The organism is Commensalibacter sp. B14384M2 (assembly GCF_016101865.1).
Lineage (GTDB): Bacteria > Pseudomonadota > Alphaproteobacteria > Acetobacterales > Acetobacteraceae > Commensalibacter > Commensalibacter melissae.
Window position 1 is genome coordinate 572,253 of record NZ_JACFPS010000001.1, and the last position, 17,336, is coordinate 589,588.

At 36.4% G+C, this 17,336-nt stretch carries 17 protein-coding genes; 13 read left to right on the forward strand and 4 right to left on the reverse strand.

Annotated elements, in window-relative coordinates:
• Positions 1–91 precede the first annotated feature (91 nt).
• Positions 92–2,287, forward strand: coding sequence for an RNA degradosome polyphosphate kinase (locus H3R33_RS02685; RefSeq protein ID WP_198185228.1), 2,196 nt, complete (start codon positions 92–94; stop codon positions 2,285–2,287).
• Between the two features lie 41 nt (positions 2,288–2,328).
• The gene (locus tag H3R33_RS02690; RefSeq protein ID WP_110438170.1) at positions 2,329–3,822 is read left to right on the forward strand and encodes a Ppx/GppA family phosphatase; all 1,494 of its coding nucleotides are present in this window, start codon (positions 2,329–2,331) and stop codon (positions 3,820–3,822) included.
• A 331-nt stretch (positions 3,823–4,153) separates the two neighbouring features.
• Here H3R33_RS02690 and H3R33_RS02695 read toward each other — a convergent pair whose 3' ends face one another.
• The 4 genes from H3R33_RS02695 to H3R33_RS02710 form a co-directional block, all read right to left on the reverse strand.
• A complete protein-coding gene (locus H3R33_RS02695; RefSeq protein ID WP_198185229.1) occupies positions 4,154–5,623 on the reverse strand; it encodes a PepSY domain-containing protein in 1,470 nt (489 codons plus the stop codon).
• Between the two features lie 173 nt (positions 5,624–5,796).
• On the reverse strand, positions 5,797–6,045 hold the full coding sequence (locus H3R33_RS02700) for a hypothetical protein (RefSeq protein WP_110438167.1): 249 nt from the start codon (positions 6,043–6,045) through the stop codon (positions 5,797–5,799).
• 385 nt (positions 6,046–6,430) lie between these two features.
• Positions 6,431–7,066, reverse strand: coding sequence for a uracil-DNA glycosylase (locus tag H3R33_RS02705; RefSeq protein WP_198185230.1), 636 nt, complete (start codon positions 7,064–7,066; stop codon positions 6,431–6,433).
• 62 nt (positions 7,067–7,128) lie between these two features.
• Positions 7,129–7,674, reverse strand: coding sequence for an NYN domain-containing protein (locus H3R33_RS02710; RefSeq protein ID WP_110438165.1), 546 nt, complete (start codon positions 7,672–7,674; stop codon positions 7,129–7,131).
• Positions 7,675–7,853: 179 nt separating this feature from the next.
• Between H3R33_RS02710 and folK the strand changes: the two genes are divergently transcribed.
• The 11 genes from folK (at position 7,854) to H3R33_RS02765 (ending at position 17,293) form a co-directional block, all read left to right on the forward strand.
• Entirely contained in the window at positions 7,854–8,351 is a 498-nt protein-coding gene (gene folK / locus H3R33_RS02715) for a 2-amino-4-hydroxy-6-hydroxymethyldihydropteridine diphosphokinase (RefSeq protein ID WP_198185231.1), read from the forward strand.
• Positions 8,352–8,408: 57 nt separating this feature from the next.
• Positions 8,409–8,816 carry a DNA-directed RNA polymerase subunit omega gene (gene rpoZ / locus H3R33_RS02720; RefSeq protein WP_110438163.1) on the forward strand — a complete coding sequence of 136 codons (408 nt, stop codon included), beginning with the start codon at positions 8,409–8,411 and terminating at the stop codon, positions 8,814–8,816.
• Positions 8,817–8,886: 70 nt separating this feature from the next.
• Positions 8,887–11,154 (forward strand): bifunctional (p)ppGpp synthetase/guanosine-3',5'-bis(diphosphate) 3'-pyrophosphohydrolase, encoded by a 2,268-nt coding sequence (locus H3R33_RS02725; RefSeq protein ID WP_110438162.1) that lies wholly within the window; start codon positions 8,887–8,889, stop codon positions 11,152–11,154.
• 16 nt (positions 11,155–11,170) lie between these two features.
• Positions 11,171–11,593 carry a holo-ACP synthase gene (acpS, locus tag H3R33_RS02730; protein ID WP_122123716.1) on the forward strand — a complete coding sequence of 141 codons (423 nt, stop codon included), beginning with the start codon at positions 11,171–11,173 and terminating at the stop codon, positions 11,591–11,593.
• A 69-nt stretch (positions 11,594–11,662) separates the two neighbouring features.
• On the forward strand, positions 11,663–12,523 hold the full coding sequence (gene lepB / locus H3R33_RS02735; protein WP_155565588.1) for a signal peptidase I: 861 nt from the start codon (positions 11,663–11,665) through the stop codon (positions 12,521–12,523).
• Positions 12,520–13,272, forward strand: coding sequence for a ribonuclease III (rnc, locus tag H3R33_RS02740; protein ID WP_198185232.1), 753 nt, complete (start codon positions 12,520–12,522; stop codon positions 13,270–13,272). Before lepB ends, rnc begins: the two co-directional genes overlap by 4 nt.
• Positions 13,272–14,156 carry a GTPase Era gene (gene era, locus H3R33_RS02745; protein WP_198185233.1) on the forward strand — a complete coding sequence of 295 codons (885 nt, stop codon included), beginning with the start codon at positions 13,272–13,274 and terminating at the stop codon, positions 14,154–14,156. The genes rnc and era overlap by 1 nt, the downstream gene beginning before the upstream one ends.
• A gap of 114 nt (positions 14,157–14,270) precedes the next feature.
• On the forward strand, positions 14,271–15,014 hold the full coding sequence (gene pyrH / locus H3R33_RS02750; RefSeq protein ID WP_198185234.1) for a UMP kinase: 744 nt from the start codon (positions 14,271–14,273) through the stop codon (positions 15,012–15,014).
• An 87-nt stretch (positions 15,015–15,101) separates the two neighbouring features.
• Positions 15,102–15,623 carry a ribosome recycling factor gene (frr, locus tag H3R33_RS02755; RefSeq protein WP_155565942.1) on the forward strand — a complete coding sequence of 174 codons (522 nt, stop codon included), beginning with the start codon at positions 15,102–15,104 and terminating at the stop codon, positions 15,621–15,623.
• Positions 15,624–15,648: 25 nt separating this feature from the next.
• Complete coding sequence (locus H3R33_RS02760) at positions 15,649–16,422, forward strand: isoprenyl transferase (protein ID WP_232342191.1); 774 nt, start codon at positions 15,649–15,651, stop codon at positions 16,420–16,422.
• Positions 16,415–17,293, forward strand: a complete 879-nt coding sequence (locus H3R33_RS02765; RefSeq protein WP_198185236.1) for a phosphatidate cytidylyltransferase — start codon at positions 16,415–16,417, stop codon at positions 17,291–17,293. The genes H3R33_RS02760 and H3R33_RS02765 overlap by 8 nt, the downstream gene beginning before the upstream one ends.
• The last annotated feature ends 43 nt before the right edge of the window (positions 17,294–17,336 follow it).

Sequence of the window (17,336 nt, forward strand, 5' to 3'; positions counted from 1 at the left end):
TTATTTAAAAAAATTAGAGAAAATTGTGTTAAAATTGATAAATTAATAAAATAATTTTTAATGCAAATAATTCAGTATAAAGTAATATTACATGATCCAAAAAAATCGTAAAAATATATCGAATATCAATCATTTGACACAAAATAAAATTGCTGTGAAAAAGTCGGGTCGCAAAATTAAGCAGCGAAACAGTATTCAGATATCTAATAATATCAAAATGGATTATGAGCGTTTTATTAATCGGGAATTATCATGGCTTGATTTTAACCAAAGGGTCGTAGAGGAAGCCGAAAACAAACATAATCCACTTTTGGAAAGATTACGTTTTTTATCCATTAGTGCAAGCAATCTTGATGAATTTTATTCCGTACGTGTTGCGGGACTGACCGGTCAAGTGAGAGAGGGGTTGATAGCACTTTCTCCTGATGGTTTAACACCTGCAGAACAATTAGTTGCCATTCAGGAAAGGGTTAAGGGACTATTTAGTGACCAGCAACGGATCTATCATGAACTTATAAAATTATTGAGTGATTCAGGTATCATTGTTTGTAAGGCAGAAGAATTGAACAAGGAAGATCTGGACTGGTTACATCAATTTTTTATGGAGCGTATTTTTCCAATCCTGACCCCTATTGCCTTGGATCCTGCCCATCCCATTCCATTTATACCAAATTTAAATCTCGCAATTGCTTTAAGATTGATTAGCCAAAATAGCAGCCGCAAATATGTGATGATTTTATTGCCGTCGCAGCTGTTGCGTTTTATACCTTTGCCTTTATCGTTATGTAGCAATAAAATTCAAAGATTTGTTTTATTAGAGGATTTGGTTAGGATATTTATTTCATCGATATTTCCTGGATACAAAATTGCGAATTATGGCTTGTTACGCGTTATTCGTGATACAGATGTCGAATTTGAAGAAGAAGCGGAGGATCTGGTGAGATCCTATGAAACAGCCTTGAAAAGAAGAAGACGCGGGGTTGTGATTCATTTGGATATCGATGAACATTTCCCTCCAAAACTTGGTGAAATAGTTGCCCATGCTTTGGAAGTGCCTCCAGAAGAGGTGACGGTTCATAAGGGAATACTGGGATTGGTGGATGTTAAGCAACTCATTGTTGATAACAGGCCAGATCTCCTTTTTCCATATTATTCACCTCATCTTCCCGCGCGTATTCGGGAAAGTGCCGGGGACTGTTTTGCCCTGTTACGCTCAAAAGATTTGTTGGCATACCATCCTTTCGAGAGTTTTGATGTTGTGATTCAGTTTTTGCGTCAGGCGGCTCAAGACTCTCAGGTTTTAGCCATTAAACAAACTTTATATCGAACATCCCGGGACAGTCCCATTGTCAAAGCTTTAATTGAGGCAGCAGAAAATGGAATTTCCGTAACAGCCATTGTTGAATTAAGGGCCCGTTTTGATGAAGAAGCCAATATTCGTCTTTCACGGGATTTGGAGGCAGCCGGTGTGCAGGTTGTTTTCGGTTTTGCCGATTGGAAGACCCATGCAAAATTGAGTCTTGTTGTTCGAAGAGAGGGGGGAAACATACGCTCTTATGCCCATTTTGGCACTGGCAATTATCATCCGATTACAGCAAAAATTTATACTGATTTATCCTATTTTACCTGTAATGCCGAATTAACGCGTGATGCGGCCAAATTATTTAATTATGTCACGGGATATGCACGTCCTGACAAAATGGAAAAAATTGCGTTTTCGCCTTTAACCATCCGTAAAACCTTAAATGAATTGATTGATGATGAAATTGCTTTCGTAAAAGCAGGCAAACCAGGTGCGATGTGGCTTAAAATGAATTCTCTTGTGGATCCACAATTAATTGACAAATTATATGAGGCGTCTTGTGCAGGTGTAAAAATAAATATAATTGTTCGAGGAATTTGTTGTCTTCGTCCGGGTATCAAAAATCTTTCTGAAAATATATTTGTCAAATCAATTGTTGGCCGTTTTCTTGAACATGCCAGAGTTTTTGTATTTGGAAACGGGTACGAGCTTCCTTCAAGATCGGCTAAAGTCTATATGTCTTCTGCAGATTGGATGGAAAGAAATATGGATCGTCGAATCGAGGAAATGATACCTATCTTGCCAGAAGATATTCATTATAAAATTTTAAATCAGTTAATGGTTGCAAATCTGAAAGATAATATGCAGTCTTGGCAATTGGGGAGGGATAAAAAATGGAAACGTCTTGAATCTTCGGAACCTCCTTTTTCCGCACATAACTATTTTATGGAGAATCCCTCGTTGGATACAAGGCCTTTGGATTAGACTATAATCTATTATAATTTTTTGCCTCAAAGGAAATAATAATGATCCATTCCTCTTCCTCAATACGATCAGCAATTGTTGATTTGGGCTCGAATTCCGTTCGTTTAGTTGTTTTTGAAGGAAGGGAGCGTAATCCCGTAATTATCTTTAATGAAAAAGCCACACTTAGATTGGGAAGCGGGTTGGAAAAAACAGGTAAACTCAATCCGCAAGGTGTCTTGTTAGCCGAAGATGTTTTTAAAAGGTTTTATGCAATTGCCACGACAATGAAGGCGGATCCATTTGTTGTCCTAGCGACTGCAGCGGTTAGAGATGCAGATGATGGACATGAATTTTTAAAAAAATTGCATAAATGGATGCCTTGTGTACCTGTTCAAATATTGACTGGCGAACAGGAAGCGGATTATGCCGCTGCAGGTGTAATGTGCAGTATTCCGAATGCGGACGGTGTTGTTGCGGATATTGGTGGTGGCTCTATGGAGCTGGTGCAAATTTCAAATCAGCAGCGATATAATGCACAAACCTTGTCTTTGGGTGTTATTCGCCTGATGGATCGTGCAGGCAAGAAAATTCCAAAAGCGAATGTTATTGCGGGTAGGGATATAAAATCGGTTAAATGGTTGCATGAATCCAAAAAGAAAAAATTATATTTGGTCGGTGGCGCTTTTCGGGCAATGGCACAATTATATATGGAATACACTTCTTATCCGATTTGTATCGTTCATTATTACACGCTTTCTTATAATGAAGCAAAAATTCTTGTGGATTGGATTTTACTTAAGCTAAAAGATGGAAATTTAAATACACAGGCCTTAATTCATAAAAGGTTAAACGATTTACCATATGCCGCCACGGTGTTGAAACAGTTATTAATGATTTTGAAACCGTCAAAAATTATTTTTTGCGCAGAGGGGGTTCGGGAAGGTTGGTATATGCGAAATGTTATTGCCGAAAATAATCGTAATCAAAACCCACAAGAAGCTGCAGCTTTAGATATTTGTAAACGATTGGGTCGTGTACAGGAATTTCCTTCCGCCCTGATCAAGTGGACAGATTCACTTTTTAATAATGAAGATCAGGATATGCAGCAAAAACGCTGGGTAGCCTGTATGATTTCTGATTGTGGTTGTCATGACCATCCAGCCTATCGTAAAGAGCAGGCTTATTATCGTATTTTACGAATGGCCGGCATGGCGTTTGATCATCAGTTGCGAGCCTTTTTGGCCTTGACAATTGCGATACGTTATGATGCCACCATGAATGATAAATTTCTGTCTGCTTCCAAGAAAATTCTTTCTCCTAAACATTATGAACAGGCCGTAATATTGGGACTGGCATTTCGATTGGCATATACATTATCAGGAAATCTTCCCAACCTTTTGTTGAGAACACGGTTAAAAGTTGGGAAAAAGAAACTTACATTATATTATTATCATCATCTGGATGCTGTTATCAGTGAGACAGTCTCACGTCGTTTGTCCCGATTAGGTCAATTGATGGGTCTTGATACGAAATTACTGCCAGACCATAAATGAATAAATTTATATAGATACTTGCCTGACTATGAAGCAAATATAGAATGAAATTTGCCATTCCATTTTAAAAAAAATTGAGGAAAGTAACTTATCACGATAGTGACTGCAAGCACATTGATGGAAGTCAGGTTGACCCCAATTATCCAGCCTATCTTCCTCCAACATAAATGACAAAGTATAAAGCTGCAAAATATAAGCAACACACTGATAATTTTACAATAATATTTTATTTGTTCGTTTGAATACTGGTTTGGTAGTTTATCTTGAAATTTCTTCAGACTGCCAGCAAAAACGAATATGCCAAGAATATTTAACGTTATAATAAGTATGATCATGATAGATAAGATTTTTTATTTAAATATGAGCAAAACAATAATGAAACAATTCCTAAAATAAAAACTGTGCCATCCATTTTTATAAAAAGGAAATTTCCATTCAGTAACGAGGCTTTTATCAGGGTATTATTGAATAACAGATCCACAATAGGAAGAAGTAGACAGAGATAGCTGAATATTGTCATTAATTTTTTTAAGGCATTATTTGTATAGTTAAAATATGCTGATAAAAAACCGTAAATGCAGACAAGAAGACATATTGTGAAAAATAAAAAAATTTCATTATGGATTCTGTTTGGAAAATCAAAGGGAATAAATCGATTGATCCATAAAAGGGATATGAATCCTATAAGAGTTCCCATAATGACGCTAGTATTAATTCCTTCAATTGTTTTATATCCAATATAGGTTATTTTGTTTGTAAAAAGTTTATTTTTATGGCGATTAGAATAATATAAAAGACCAAAAGCTATGCAAAACGCACTGCCCAATCCTAATATAAAATTGATAGTTCTGAATATGGCTCCACCTGCCCTGGCCATATGAATGCCAAAAATAACTTTTTCAGGATAACCAAACATGGGGGATAAGGAAGAATGTGATGTTAATTTTCCTGAAGTTTTATCAAAACCAACTAGATTTTTAAAACTGGTTAGATGACTATTGTTCGCTTCACTTATTTTTATTTCTTTAGGAGTAAAAAAAATGAATCCTGCGGGATTATTAAAATAACGTTCAGTTTCATTAACTAAATTGAGTAAATTTTGTTTAGATAATGTGTTCAGATTGTCTTTATATATATTTTCAGGTTTTGATTGAGGATGAGGAGAAGGTAGATAATGAGGAATGATGAATAAAAAACCGCTTAATGCTATTATAAAAAGAAATGGCAAGAAAATTATTCCAATGGACGTATGATAATTAAGTTGTTGTCGAAGGGGGGCAGCCTTGACCTGAAGGTTAAAAAGCATTTTGATAAAGGGTTTATAATGTAAAATCACACCAGTAATGATTGAAAGAATAAAGAAAAAAGCGACAATAAGTAAAATAAATTGTCCATATCTAGGATTCATATATAGTTTTTTATGAATGGAAACGATAAATGAAGCGCCTGCTGTATTTCGGACTGGAATAATATTCCCTTCATGAGGGTCAAGAACAATATTGCGTTTTATATTGCCTTTTAAATAGGAAACATATAGATAGGGATCGCGAGAAGAGGGAAGTTTAATTAAATTTTTGGGCATATTTTGGCTATATGTCCAAATTTTGTAGGCATTATCCAGTGCCTTGGAGGAAAGGGGGGCCGGTTTGACCCGTGCAAGTTCTGGCCGCATCCATTGATTGATTTCACTATCAAATAAGGTTAGGCTGCCTGAAATAATAATTATAAAAAGAAACCATCCACCTGCCAGCCCTATCCAGCGATGAATGGATTTTATCAAGAATAAAGTTTTTTGATGCATAATATGATTTGTAACGCTTAATGATAATAATTATTATTATCAGAAATAATAAAAAAGCAACAGTCTTGATATTATTATAGAGGAATTTAAATTTTTTTTATATAAATAATAATTATAATAATAATGAAACATTTATATATAAAAAAGAATTCAGATGGCTGATAAGTAATAAGTTAGGTATTTTCAACAATTGTGATGGAAGCCTCGGGAACTCTTTGCAATTGGATAATATCCTTGTCTATATTTTCAAGAGATGTTGTGTCTGTATTATTGATTTGTCTTATGGCATGAAAATTGATGCATGAATTTTTAAGGGAATATCTTATTTTTATGACCTTCCATAGTTGATCAAGATAAAAAATGATATTTCCACAATTAATGTTTTGTACGGGGATATCTCTTACATTTATTTTAGAAGGCATAGTATTTCCTATCATAGTGTAAGTATAAGATTTGTGTTTTGTTTTATAAAGGTTGTTTGTAGTTTTAATTTAGTTATATTTGTTTTCTTTTAATAAAGGTATTTATTTAATAAAATTAAAGAGTATATTTGAATATTTTAAATAAAATGAGTAGATAAAAATATCAGCAAAATCTATTGCAATTTTTAGAAACAAAATTTTTTATTTTAATTGAAATGGGTTATTTTATTTAGAAAATATTATAACTTGTAAAAAACTGTAGAATTTAAGTTATGACAGTAGAGATGGCTCTTGGAATATTCCCGTTATTTGTTTATGGATTATTAGTTGTAATAATGATCTTGATAATTATTTTTCAATTTTTTTTAAAAAAGAGAAAGTAATCCTAATCAAGTTTGACGTGAATAGATTCTATCAAATTTTCAAACATTTCCGTTGTTAATAATCTGGTACTCGTATTGTATTTTGATACATGATAGCTGTCGACTAGCGATATTTTTTTATTTAGTTGAATATATTGTCCATGCTTGAATTTCACTTTAGAATTCGAAATGTTAAAACATGACAAAATATTTTTATGTGCAATTACACCTAACGCCAAAATAATTTTTAAATTCATCATATTTTCAATTGCTGATTTCAAATAAGGGCGACAGTTTTTTTCCTCTTGCGTTGTGGGTTTATTTTGAGGTGGTACGCAACGAACGGCATTTAAGATTTTACAATTGATCAGGGTCAAACTATCATTGGGATCAGCCTGATAGGTTCCAGAGGCAAATTTGTATTTGATAAGAGTATTGTAGAGTAAAATGCCTGCATAATCTCCCGTGAAAGGACGCCCGGTCAAGTTTGCCCCTTTTAATCCCGGAGCTAGACCAACAATAAGTAATTCTGAATCAATATTCCCCCAGGTTGGAACAGGTGCATTCCAGCCTGTGGGAAATTTTTCTTTATTTTCTTCTCTAAAATTTTTAAGACGAGGACAAATGCTACAATTTATGTCAGGTGTTAAATTTATCATGAAATTAAATATTTTTTGAAAAAATAGACTGTAATAAAATTGGATATAAAGATTATGTATAGTTATTGTTGGGCTTCATTTGGCCGTCGAGTGAACTCGGGTGCAATGCTTGTTAATTCAATAAATTGATCGGCTTGTCTTCTTAATTCATCACCAATCATGGGTGGGTTGGTTTTGATAGAAGATACGACAGAAACACGTACCCCCTGTCGTTGAACGGATTCAACAAGGCGTCGTAAATCGGCATCACCACTGAATAATATGGCATGATCAATTTTTGGAGCGATTTCCATCATATCGACAGCCAATTCAATATCCATGCTTCCTTTTACCCGTCGCCGACCATTTTGGTCTGTAAATTCACGGGCATTCTTGGTAACCAGAAGAAATCCATTATAGGCCAACCAGTCAGTCAGGGGTTTTAATGGAGAATATTCTTCTGTATCTAGGACGGCAGAATAATAATAGGCACGAATGACGTTACATTGTTTTTTAAAAAAATTGAGTAAATTTCTGTAATCGACATCAAAATTCAGATTGCGTGATGCGGAATAAAGGTTTGCTCCATCGATAAATAAGCAGACCTTTTCATTATTTTTAAGAAACATTTATAAGCACCTTAAAATTTTTGAAAGCAGGAGTTAAATAAGAATAAAAATCGTTATACATAATTTGTTTTATCAGTTATATCAACATTTTATAGGTTATATCAATTTTACATTAAAAGGCGAGATATTTTGTATCCTTGTGATGTAAATTTATTTATTTAGGTAATTATTACAAAACTATGATTATTATTTCAGTCGGAAGCAACCTTCCAGGAGTATGGGGAGACAACCCTTATGAAATGTGTCAAAAAGCATTTTATTATTTGGGTAAAAAACTTAATGATACCTCCATGGTCGTTTCTCCAATGTACCAAACTACACCAATTCCGCCGTCATCTCAACCTTTATATATAAATGGTGTCATATTATTTGATAGTCAAATTCCATGCGAGGATTTACTGTCAATTTTAAATGATTTGGAGGACAAAGCAGGTAGAATACGTCAAAAGATAAATGAATCTCGCCCGCTTGACCTCGATATAATCGCATATCATGACAAAATCATCAAAGATTCATCACGATTGATCGTGCCGCATCCCCGGGCACATTTAAGGGCTTTTGTTTTATATCCCTTAAGAGATGTATTGCCAAATTGGGTTCATCCCGAAAGCAAGAAATCACTTGATGAATTAATATCAGAACTACCACCTGATCAGGGTATTGAACCTTATATTTGATTTCTTGATAAAAATATGATATTGGTGAAATCCTTTTGAATCTGGAGATTAATTTGAATGGCACGCGTTACTGTAGAAGATTGTGTTGAAAAAATTCCTAATCGTTTTGAATTGGTGCTTTATGCTTCACAACGAGCACGCAACATTTCAAGAGGTGAGGCGTTAACTATAGATCGTGACAATGATAAAAATCCAGTGGTTGCCCTAAGAGAAATTGCAGATGAAAAAATTGATCTTGCAACAATTAAAAATGATATTATCCGTACCCTGACTCGTGCTCCTGAACCTGAACCAGTGGAGGAGGAGGTTGCAGATCTGATCCCGGCGGAAAAAAATATCTTTGGCCTTCAAGATGTTTCAATCGAGGAAGAGCAGGCCAAACCGACAAATTCCTTTGAGAACATTAATCAGATCATGCATGAATTGGATCGTCGTCGCATGGCTTCTGAAAATAAAGAGGAATAATTTAATTTTATTTTTCAGTTTTATAATCTATAAAATTAAATAAGAGTGTCATTTAATTTTTGGATTGTAAGTGGAAAATATTAGCTTTCCCATAGCCTTGAGTGAAAGCAATCAAATTGATTGCGCTGGATTAATTGATCGTATTCGGAAATATGAGCCGGAGGCGAATGTTGCTTGTGTAGAGAAAGCTTTTAGAATTTCTGTTCAAGCACACGAGAAACAGTATCGTGACAATGGGGCCCCATATATTACACATCCTTTGGCTGTGGCAAATATTTTGGCTCATATGAAAGTTGACATTGCCTCTATCGTAACAGGTCTTTTGCATGATACGATAGAAGATACAGAAATTACCCGAGAATTTATAGAAAAAGAATTCAGCAAGGTTGTTGCAGATTTGGTGGATGGCGTTACCAAACTGACAAGGCTTGAATTACAATCTGATAAGACAAAACAAGCTGAAAATTTTCGTAAACTTGTCTTGGCGATGTCCAAGGATATACGTGTATTGATTGTCAAGCTTGCTGATCGTCTGCATAACATGCGTACTTTACACTATGTTCAAAGACTGGATCGTAGGCAGCGTATTGCTCGTGAAACAATGGATATTTACGCGCCATTGGCCGAACGTATCGGAATGGATAATGTGAAAAGGGAATTGCAAAATATTGCATTTTCTGTTTTGGAACCTGAGGCAGATGCTTCTATTAAAGCGCGTTTAAATTTCTTGCGTGGACAGGGTGCAGATATTATTGAGGAAGTCTGTGCCGAGCTTAAGGCAATCTGCCAAAAGGGTGGGTTGAAGCAGGTCGAGGTAACGGGAAGGGAAAAATCTTGTTACTCTATTTGGGAAAAAATGCAGCGAAGGCAGGTTACCTTTGAACAGCTTTCCGACATAATGGCATTTCGAATTGTGGTTGAAACCAAAGAGGATTGTTATACAGCCCTTGGTATAGTGCATAGTCATTACCCTGTTGTAGCCGGACGTTTTAAAGACTATATTTCAGCGCCCAAGGCCAATGGTTATCAGAGTATTCATACGGGGGTAACCTTGCGTTTTCCTCGCAATCAGAAAATTGAAATTCAAATCCGTACAAGAGAGATGCATGATATTGCTGAAAATGGTGTTGCGTCTCATTGGATATATAAGCAGCTGCCGATTATTAACAAAAACAGTAAAAATAATGACCAGGTTATTGGCATTGCTGCCAAGATGAAAAAATTACGCTGGGTTCAGGATCTTCTTGAAATTCTTGAAGATTCAACAGCTCCAGATGAATTTTTGGAAAATACGAAGCTGGAATTATATCAGGATCTCGTTTTTTGTTTTACACCGAAAGGGGAATTGATCCAGCTACCAAGAGGAGCGACACCTGTCGACTTTGCCTATGCGGTTCATAGTCAGGTTGGGGATCGTTGTGTTGGTGCAAAAGTGAATGGACGACTTATTCCCTTGCGCCAAAAATTAAAAAATGGTGATCAAGTGGAAATTATGACTGCACGGGAAGGTAACCCTTCTCCATCCTGGGAAAGATTTGTAGTTACTGGAAAAGCCAGAGCTCGAATTCGTCATTTTGTAAGTAATCAACAAAAAGAATTGAAAATGGAAGCTGGACGTGTTGCGTTGGCTAAGGCTTTTCGGCAGGAAGGTGTTGATGGATCACAAAAAATTCTTGAAACTGTTTTAAAGAATTTTAAACAAACCTCTCTTGATGAATTATATATAGCGGTGGGTAGCGATAATATTTCTGCCAAAGATATAGTATATGTTGCTTACCCAGAATTAAAACCTATTAAACGTGCCCCTCGTTTTGTGCCCGGGTTAAGCGATAAAGGCCGTATTAGCCAAAATAAAAATAAAGACGATCATAAATTCTCTTCCCCATTGAAAGGTATGGATAAGGGAATTGTGGTTCATTTTGCGGGTTGCTGTCATCCAATTCCCGATGATGCCATTGTTGGTATTGTTGCAACAGGCAAGGGGATCACTATTCATCGCAAGGAATGTTCAACATTAAACAGTTTTTCTGCTACCCCAGAACGTTTTATGAGTCTGGATTGGGACTATGATATATTAAACCAGGTGAATAGACAGAAAAATTATACAGCGCGTATTAAAATTGTGGCGGAAAACGACAACGTCATTCTGGCAACTATTGCCAATCGTATTGTTCAGTATGATGGCTCTTTGATAAATTTGAAAATTGTTAACCGACATATGGATTTCATCGAAATTCTTTTGGATGTGGAAGTTAAAGACCTTACACATTTAAATCAGGTTATCAATGGTTTGCAAATGGTCAAGGGGATTGTCCATGTTGAACGATCATGTTCATGATTAATGGAGAAATAAAGTGATTATTGGTATTGGGTCAGATTTATGTGACATTCGTCGTATCGAAAAAGTCATTACACACCATAAGGAACGTTTTCTTCATCGTATATTTACTGATAAAGAGATAAAAAAGGCTGAAATGCGATCAGACAAACTTAAGTCTGGGACTTATGCCAAGCGGTGGGCAGCAAAGGAGGCCTGTGCCAAGGCATTGGGTACGGGATTTACAGAAGAGGTTTTTTACAAGGATATTGAAATTGTCAATAACGAAAAAGGTAAACCAACATTAAGATTATATAATGGCGCTTTCAGATCTTTACAAAAATTAATTGATAAAAATAAAAAAACGAATATTTTACTGACCATGAGTGATGAATATCCTTATGCATTTGCGCAAGTTATTATTGAAATGCTTCCAATGAATACCGTAAATGAACAGTGATCGTGAAACTTTGAAATACCGCATCTAAATCGGGCACCTATTAGGAATTTAACAAGATAGATTGTTTATATGGAAAATAATCAGGATAAGATAAATAAACCTGTAAAAGATACAGGAAATAATGAAAAACATGATTCAATATGGCATCAGATCAAGGAATTGATTTCTACTATCTTTTGGGGTGGTCTTATTATTCTTGTTATACGCATTTTACTATTCGAGCCCTGCAATATCCCATCTGGTTCAATGATCCCGACCCTTCTGGTTGGGGATTATATTTTTGTTAGTAAATACAGTTATGGGTATTCTCGCTATTCCTTACCTTTCTATCATCCGGATCTTAAAGGCAGGCTATGGTATAAAGCTCCGAAAAGAGGAGATGTAGCTGTTTTCAGAAGTACTAAGCCTCCCTACGATTACTACGTAAAAAGAATTATCGGTTTGCCGGGAGACACTGTTCAGGTAAAAAATAGTGTTTTATACGTAAATGGCAAGGCCGTTGAACGTCAATTTAGAGGAGAATATCACTATAAAGAGAATTCTTCTGTTCCTGTTGAAGTGGATCATCGATTTACTGAATTCCTACCAGCCAATAGTAAAATTGTTAAACACGATATTCTGCAAAAAGATTTTGATGAATATGAACAATCTCCCTATTTATGGAATGGGGAATTAAACGTAAATAATACTGTTATCTACAAGGTGCCTCAGGGACATTTTTTCGCTATGGGTGATAATCGTGAACATAGTGCGGACAGTCGATTCACAGATCCTAATTCGCCAGATTATCTTGGATATGTCCCAATTGATCACTTAATCGGGAAAGTGCAGTTTATTTTTTATTCTTATGATAGTCAGCATCCAGTTTGGCAATTTTGGTATTGGCCAGTTGAAATACGTTGGGATAGATTGTTTAAAGCGGTAAAATGACAAAAATAACTATTAACTCCCTGAATTCTTCTGAAAAAGAACTTGAAAATAAACTGGGATATGAATTTGTAAAAAAGTCATTGTTCCGAAAGGCTTTAACCCATCGTTCCGCAGTGTATGAACAAAAATATGCACATAAAAAAAGGAAAAGAGCCCGGTCAAATGAACGGTTGGAGTTTATTGGTGACCGTGTTTTAGGATTGGTGATGGCGGAATGGTTATTGGAACGTTTTCCGGATGAGCAGGAAGGTGATCTTGGACCTCGTCATGCCAATCTTGTGTCCAAAACAGTTTTGGCAAAAATAGCATCAAAACTTGAAATTCATAACAGTATTCATGTTGCATTACATGAAGAAAAAGCCGGGGTCAATTATACCGAAAGTGTTCTGGCTGATGCTGTAGAGGCTATTTTGGGGGCGATGTATCTTGATGGAGGACTTGAACCTGTCAGAAAATTCGTCCGTAAATTATGGGTTGATATTATGAAAGCGCAGGCGCTGCCTCCCAAAGATTCAAAAACAGCATTGCAAGAATGGCTGTTGACAAGAGGATTGCCTTTACCAGTATATGAATTGGTTTCCCAAGAGGGTCCGTCCCATACGCCTGTATTTATTATAAACGTCAAGGCACAAAATATGGAGGGACAAGGTAAAGGGGGAAGCAAAAGAAGTGCACAGAGTGCGGCAGCCAAGGATTTGCTGGGCAAACTAAATAAGGTTAATAAAATCAAGAGACAGGGTAATAAGTGATGCGTTGCGGTTTTGTTGCATTAATAGGCGCGCCAAATGCTGGTAAATCAACTTTGTTAAATCAAATGGTAGGGGCGAAATTGTCAATTGTCAGCCCCAAGGCACAAACAACAAGAATGAGGATATTGGGAATTGTTATGTATCAGCAATCTCAAATTCTTTTGGTCGATACACCAGGTATATTTAAGCCTAAAAGACGTCTGGACGAATTGATGGTTTCAAATGCCTGGACCGGTGCGGTGGATTCAGATATAACTCTTTTTATTCTGGATGCACATAATGGATTAAATGAAGAGATTAACCTTATAATTCAAAAATTGAAGGAAACTAGCCGCCGTATTTGGTTGGTATTAAATAAAATTGATAAAATTATCCCCCAGAAACTGTTACCTCTTGCAGATCAGGTTAATAGTTTACTTTCAATAGAACGTAGTTTTATGGTGAGTGCGAAAAAGGGGAATGGTGTAAATGATTTAATGGAAGCACTGGCAAAAGAGGTTCCTGAAGGGCCATGGCTATATCCAGATGATGATTTGACCAATTTGCCAGACCGGTTGCTTGCTGCCGAGTTGGTGCGTGAACAAATTTTTATGAAGACTCATGAAGAAATTCCTTATGCAATAACCGTTGAAACAGAAAGTTTCAAAGAAAAATCTGATCATTCAATACGGGTTGATTTGGTAATATATGTCTCTAAACCCAATCACAAAGCGATTATAATTGGGCATCAAGGACAAAAAATACGAATGATCGGTGAACGGGCCCGAAAAGAACTTTCTCGTTTATTGGAACGGCCATGTCACGTTTTTTTAACAGTTAAGGAAAGAAAGAATTGGGATAGTGAAAATAATCGATTAAAAGCCATAGGGCTTGATCTTTCATAGGGTAAGCATTGTTTGTTAATCAATTAAAATTTATTTTCATTCTTTCAAAATTTTAATGGCTGATATAATATCTTTAACCACTTAAAAAAACTTTATTTACAATGTGAATTTATAATGGTTTCTTCAGAAAAAATTGTTCCTAAACGAGTTTTATTGAAAATTTCAGGTGAGGCTTTACTGGGTGAAGGTAGTTATGGTATCGATCCAAAAATTGCAAACGCTATTGTAAGCGATATCGCCAATGTTGTTAAGTCTGGTGTGGAAGTTTGTTTGGTAATCGGTGGTGGCAATATTTTTCGTGGCATGACTGCAGCCTCCAAGGGAATAGATCGTGTTCATGGTGATTATGCTGGAATGCTGGCTACAGTGATTAACGCAATTGTTTTGCATAATGTTTTGGAACAGCATCATATTGAAAGCTGTATCATGTCGGCGATTGATATTCCTCAGATTGCAGAAAATTATGTAAGAAACAAGGCCATTTCACATATAAAACAGGGACGGGTGGTTATTTTTGCGGCGGGTACGGGAAATCCCTATTTTACTACGGATACAGCTGCAGCGTTGCGAGCCATTGAGATGGGATGTGATATTATGCTGAAAGGTACACAGGTTGACGGTGTCTATGATAGCGACCCCAAGAACAATCCTGATGCCAAAAGATATGATACAATCACCTATTCTGAGGCTCTCATCAAGGAATTAAATATCATGGATGCGACGGCTTTCAGTCTGGCTCAGGATAATAAGTTGCCAATGATAGTGTTTAATGTACACAAAGAGGGCAATTTTGAAAATGTGTTATTGGGGAATGGTGTTTGTACCAGAGTGGTTGCTTCTTCTTCAAATCATAAGTAAAAGATAAATTAAATAATCTTAATAATTTTAAAAGGTGTTGATGTGGTTGATGATATTAATAGTTTAAAGCAGGATCTGACACGACGTATGCAGAGTGCTATTGAATCTTTTAAGCATGATCTGGCAGGGTTGCGTTCGGGACGTGCAACTCCGGCCTTGCTGGAGCCTATTCGCGTTGATGCTTATGGAAGCATTACACCAATTACTCAGGTCGCTTCCATTACAGCGCCAGAATCACGAATGTTATCTGTTCAAGTATGGGACAAGACGCTAGCATCCGCTGTAGACAAGGCGATAAGGGAAAGTGGGTTGGGATTGAATCCTATTCCTGACGGGCAATTAATTAGAGTGCCTATTCCACAGTTAACCGAAGAGCGACGTAATGAAATGGTTAAGGCTGCAAGCCGGTATGCTGAAAATGCAAAAATTGCGGTGAGGGGTGTTCGTCGTGATGGAATGGACAAAACCAAAGCTGCTGAAAAAAAAGGTGAAATCAGCCAAGATGATGTAAAAGATTGGTCTGATGAAATTCAGAAAATAACAGATCAGTATGTCAATAAAATTGATGAGGTTTTTGCTGAAAAAGAACGTGACATTAAACAGGTATAGATCATAAACATCAGGTTGATAATTAATGGTTTTACCTACTGTTCATGATAATGTCAAAATATCATCAACAATGGATGATTGTGAAATACCCCAACATGTTGCGATCATTATGGATGGCAACAGTCGTTGGGCGGCTGCAAGAGGATTGCCGAGAATTGCCGGACATCGTGCAGGTGCACAGGCGGTCAAACGCAGTATAGAATTTGCTATTGAAAAAAAGATAAGATGGTTGACTCTTTATGCGTTTTCTTCTGAAAATTGGCAAAGAACACCAGAGGAAGTATCAGATTTAACCGGCCTCTTGAAATTTTACCTTAAAAGCGAAGTTAAAAAGCTTCATAAGCAGAATATTCGTATTCGTATAATCGGTGATATTACACGTTTTGACCAAAATCTTCAAAACGATTTGCATGCAGTGGAATATTTGACAAAGAATAATGATGCGCTTGTCCTGACTTTGGCTCTTTCCTATGGAGGGAGAGGAGAGGTTATTCAGGCAGTTAAAAGAATTTGTCAGGATCGGGTTGACAAGTTGCTTGATTCACGGGACATAACGGAAGATTTATTTGCATCATATCTTTTTACGGCAGATATACCAGATCCAGATCTTATTTTACGAACAAGTGGTGAAAGCAGATTATCGAATTTTCTTTTATGGCAGGCCGCTTATGCTGAATTAATTTTCATTGATACGCTTTGGCCAGATTTTGACAAAGAGGATTTTGATAGGGTTATAGATATTTATATTCGTCGGGAACGACGTTTTGGTGCCAGACCGGGATTAGAAGATAGTGAATAATAATCAGCAAGCTTCCTGGCAGGATTTGCCTGTACGAATTGTTTCTGCAGTGATTATTGTTCCTGCTGCTTTGATTTGTATTGTATGGGGTGAATGGTATTACATCGGTATGATTTCCATTATAAGTATCGTAATGGTATATGAATGGGAAAATCTTTTTAAAATTAGTTATAAAAATTTTAAGGGGTGCCTGTTTTTATTTTGGCCCGTTATAGCCTATTGCGCCGCCCTTGAAGGGATGTGGACACAATCGCTTTATATCATATTGGGATTTGCCTTTATCTTTGGACCACAATTATGGTTGGGATCAGTGATTATCGGTGGCGCTGGTTTATCTTTATTATGGCTACGATTTATGACAGGCTTTCAAACCTGGATGATCATCTGGATTGTTTCGGTTGTTATTGCAAGTGACAGTTGTGCCTATCTTGTTGGAAAGCTTGTTGGTGGACCCAAACTCATTCCTTCTGTCTCTCCTGGCAAAACCTGGTCGGGGGCTATAGGCGGATTGATTGGTGCCGGGTGCATCGGCGCCTGTATCATTGGATATTTGAATCAAGGAATAGGACATTCCTATCTTATCGGATGTGTTTTGAGTGTTCTTATCGGTATTATGGCGCAAATTGGTGATTTGCTTGAAAGTAAACTTAAACGTATTTTAGGTGTTAAAGATTCAGGCAAAATCATTCCGGGACATGGAGGGGTTCTGGATCGTTGCGATGCTTTGTTGACAGTATCAATTTTGGTCGCTCTTCTTACTTTCTTCCTGCCATCTGAAATAGAGGGTGTCAAATGGAATGGTGGATCGCTAGCTAATAATCAATTAATATTTAATATAAAACCTAATATACCTTTATATTTGTTTAAATAATAAAGGGAGCATTCTGGTTTTGGACATGATGAGGATTTTCAGG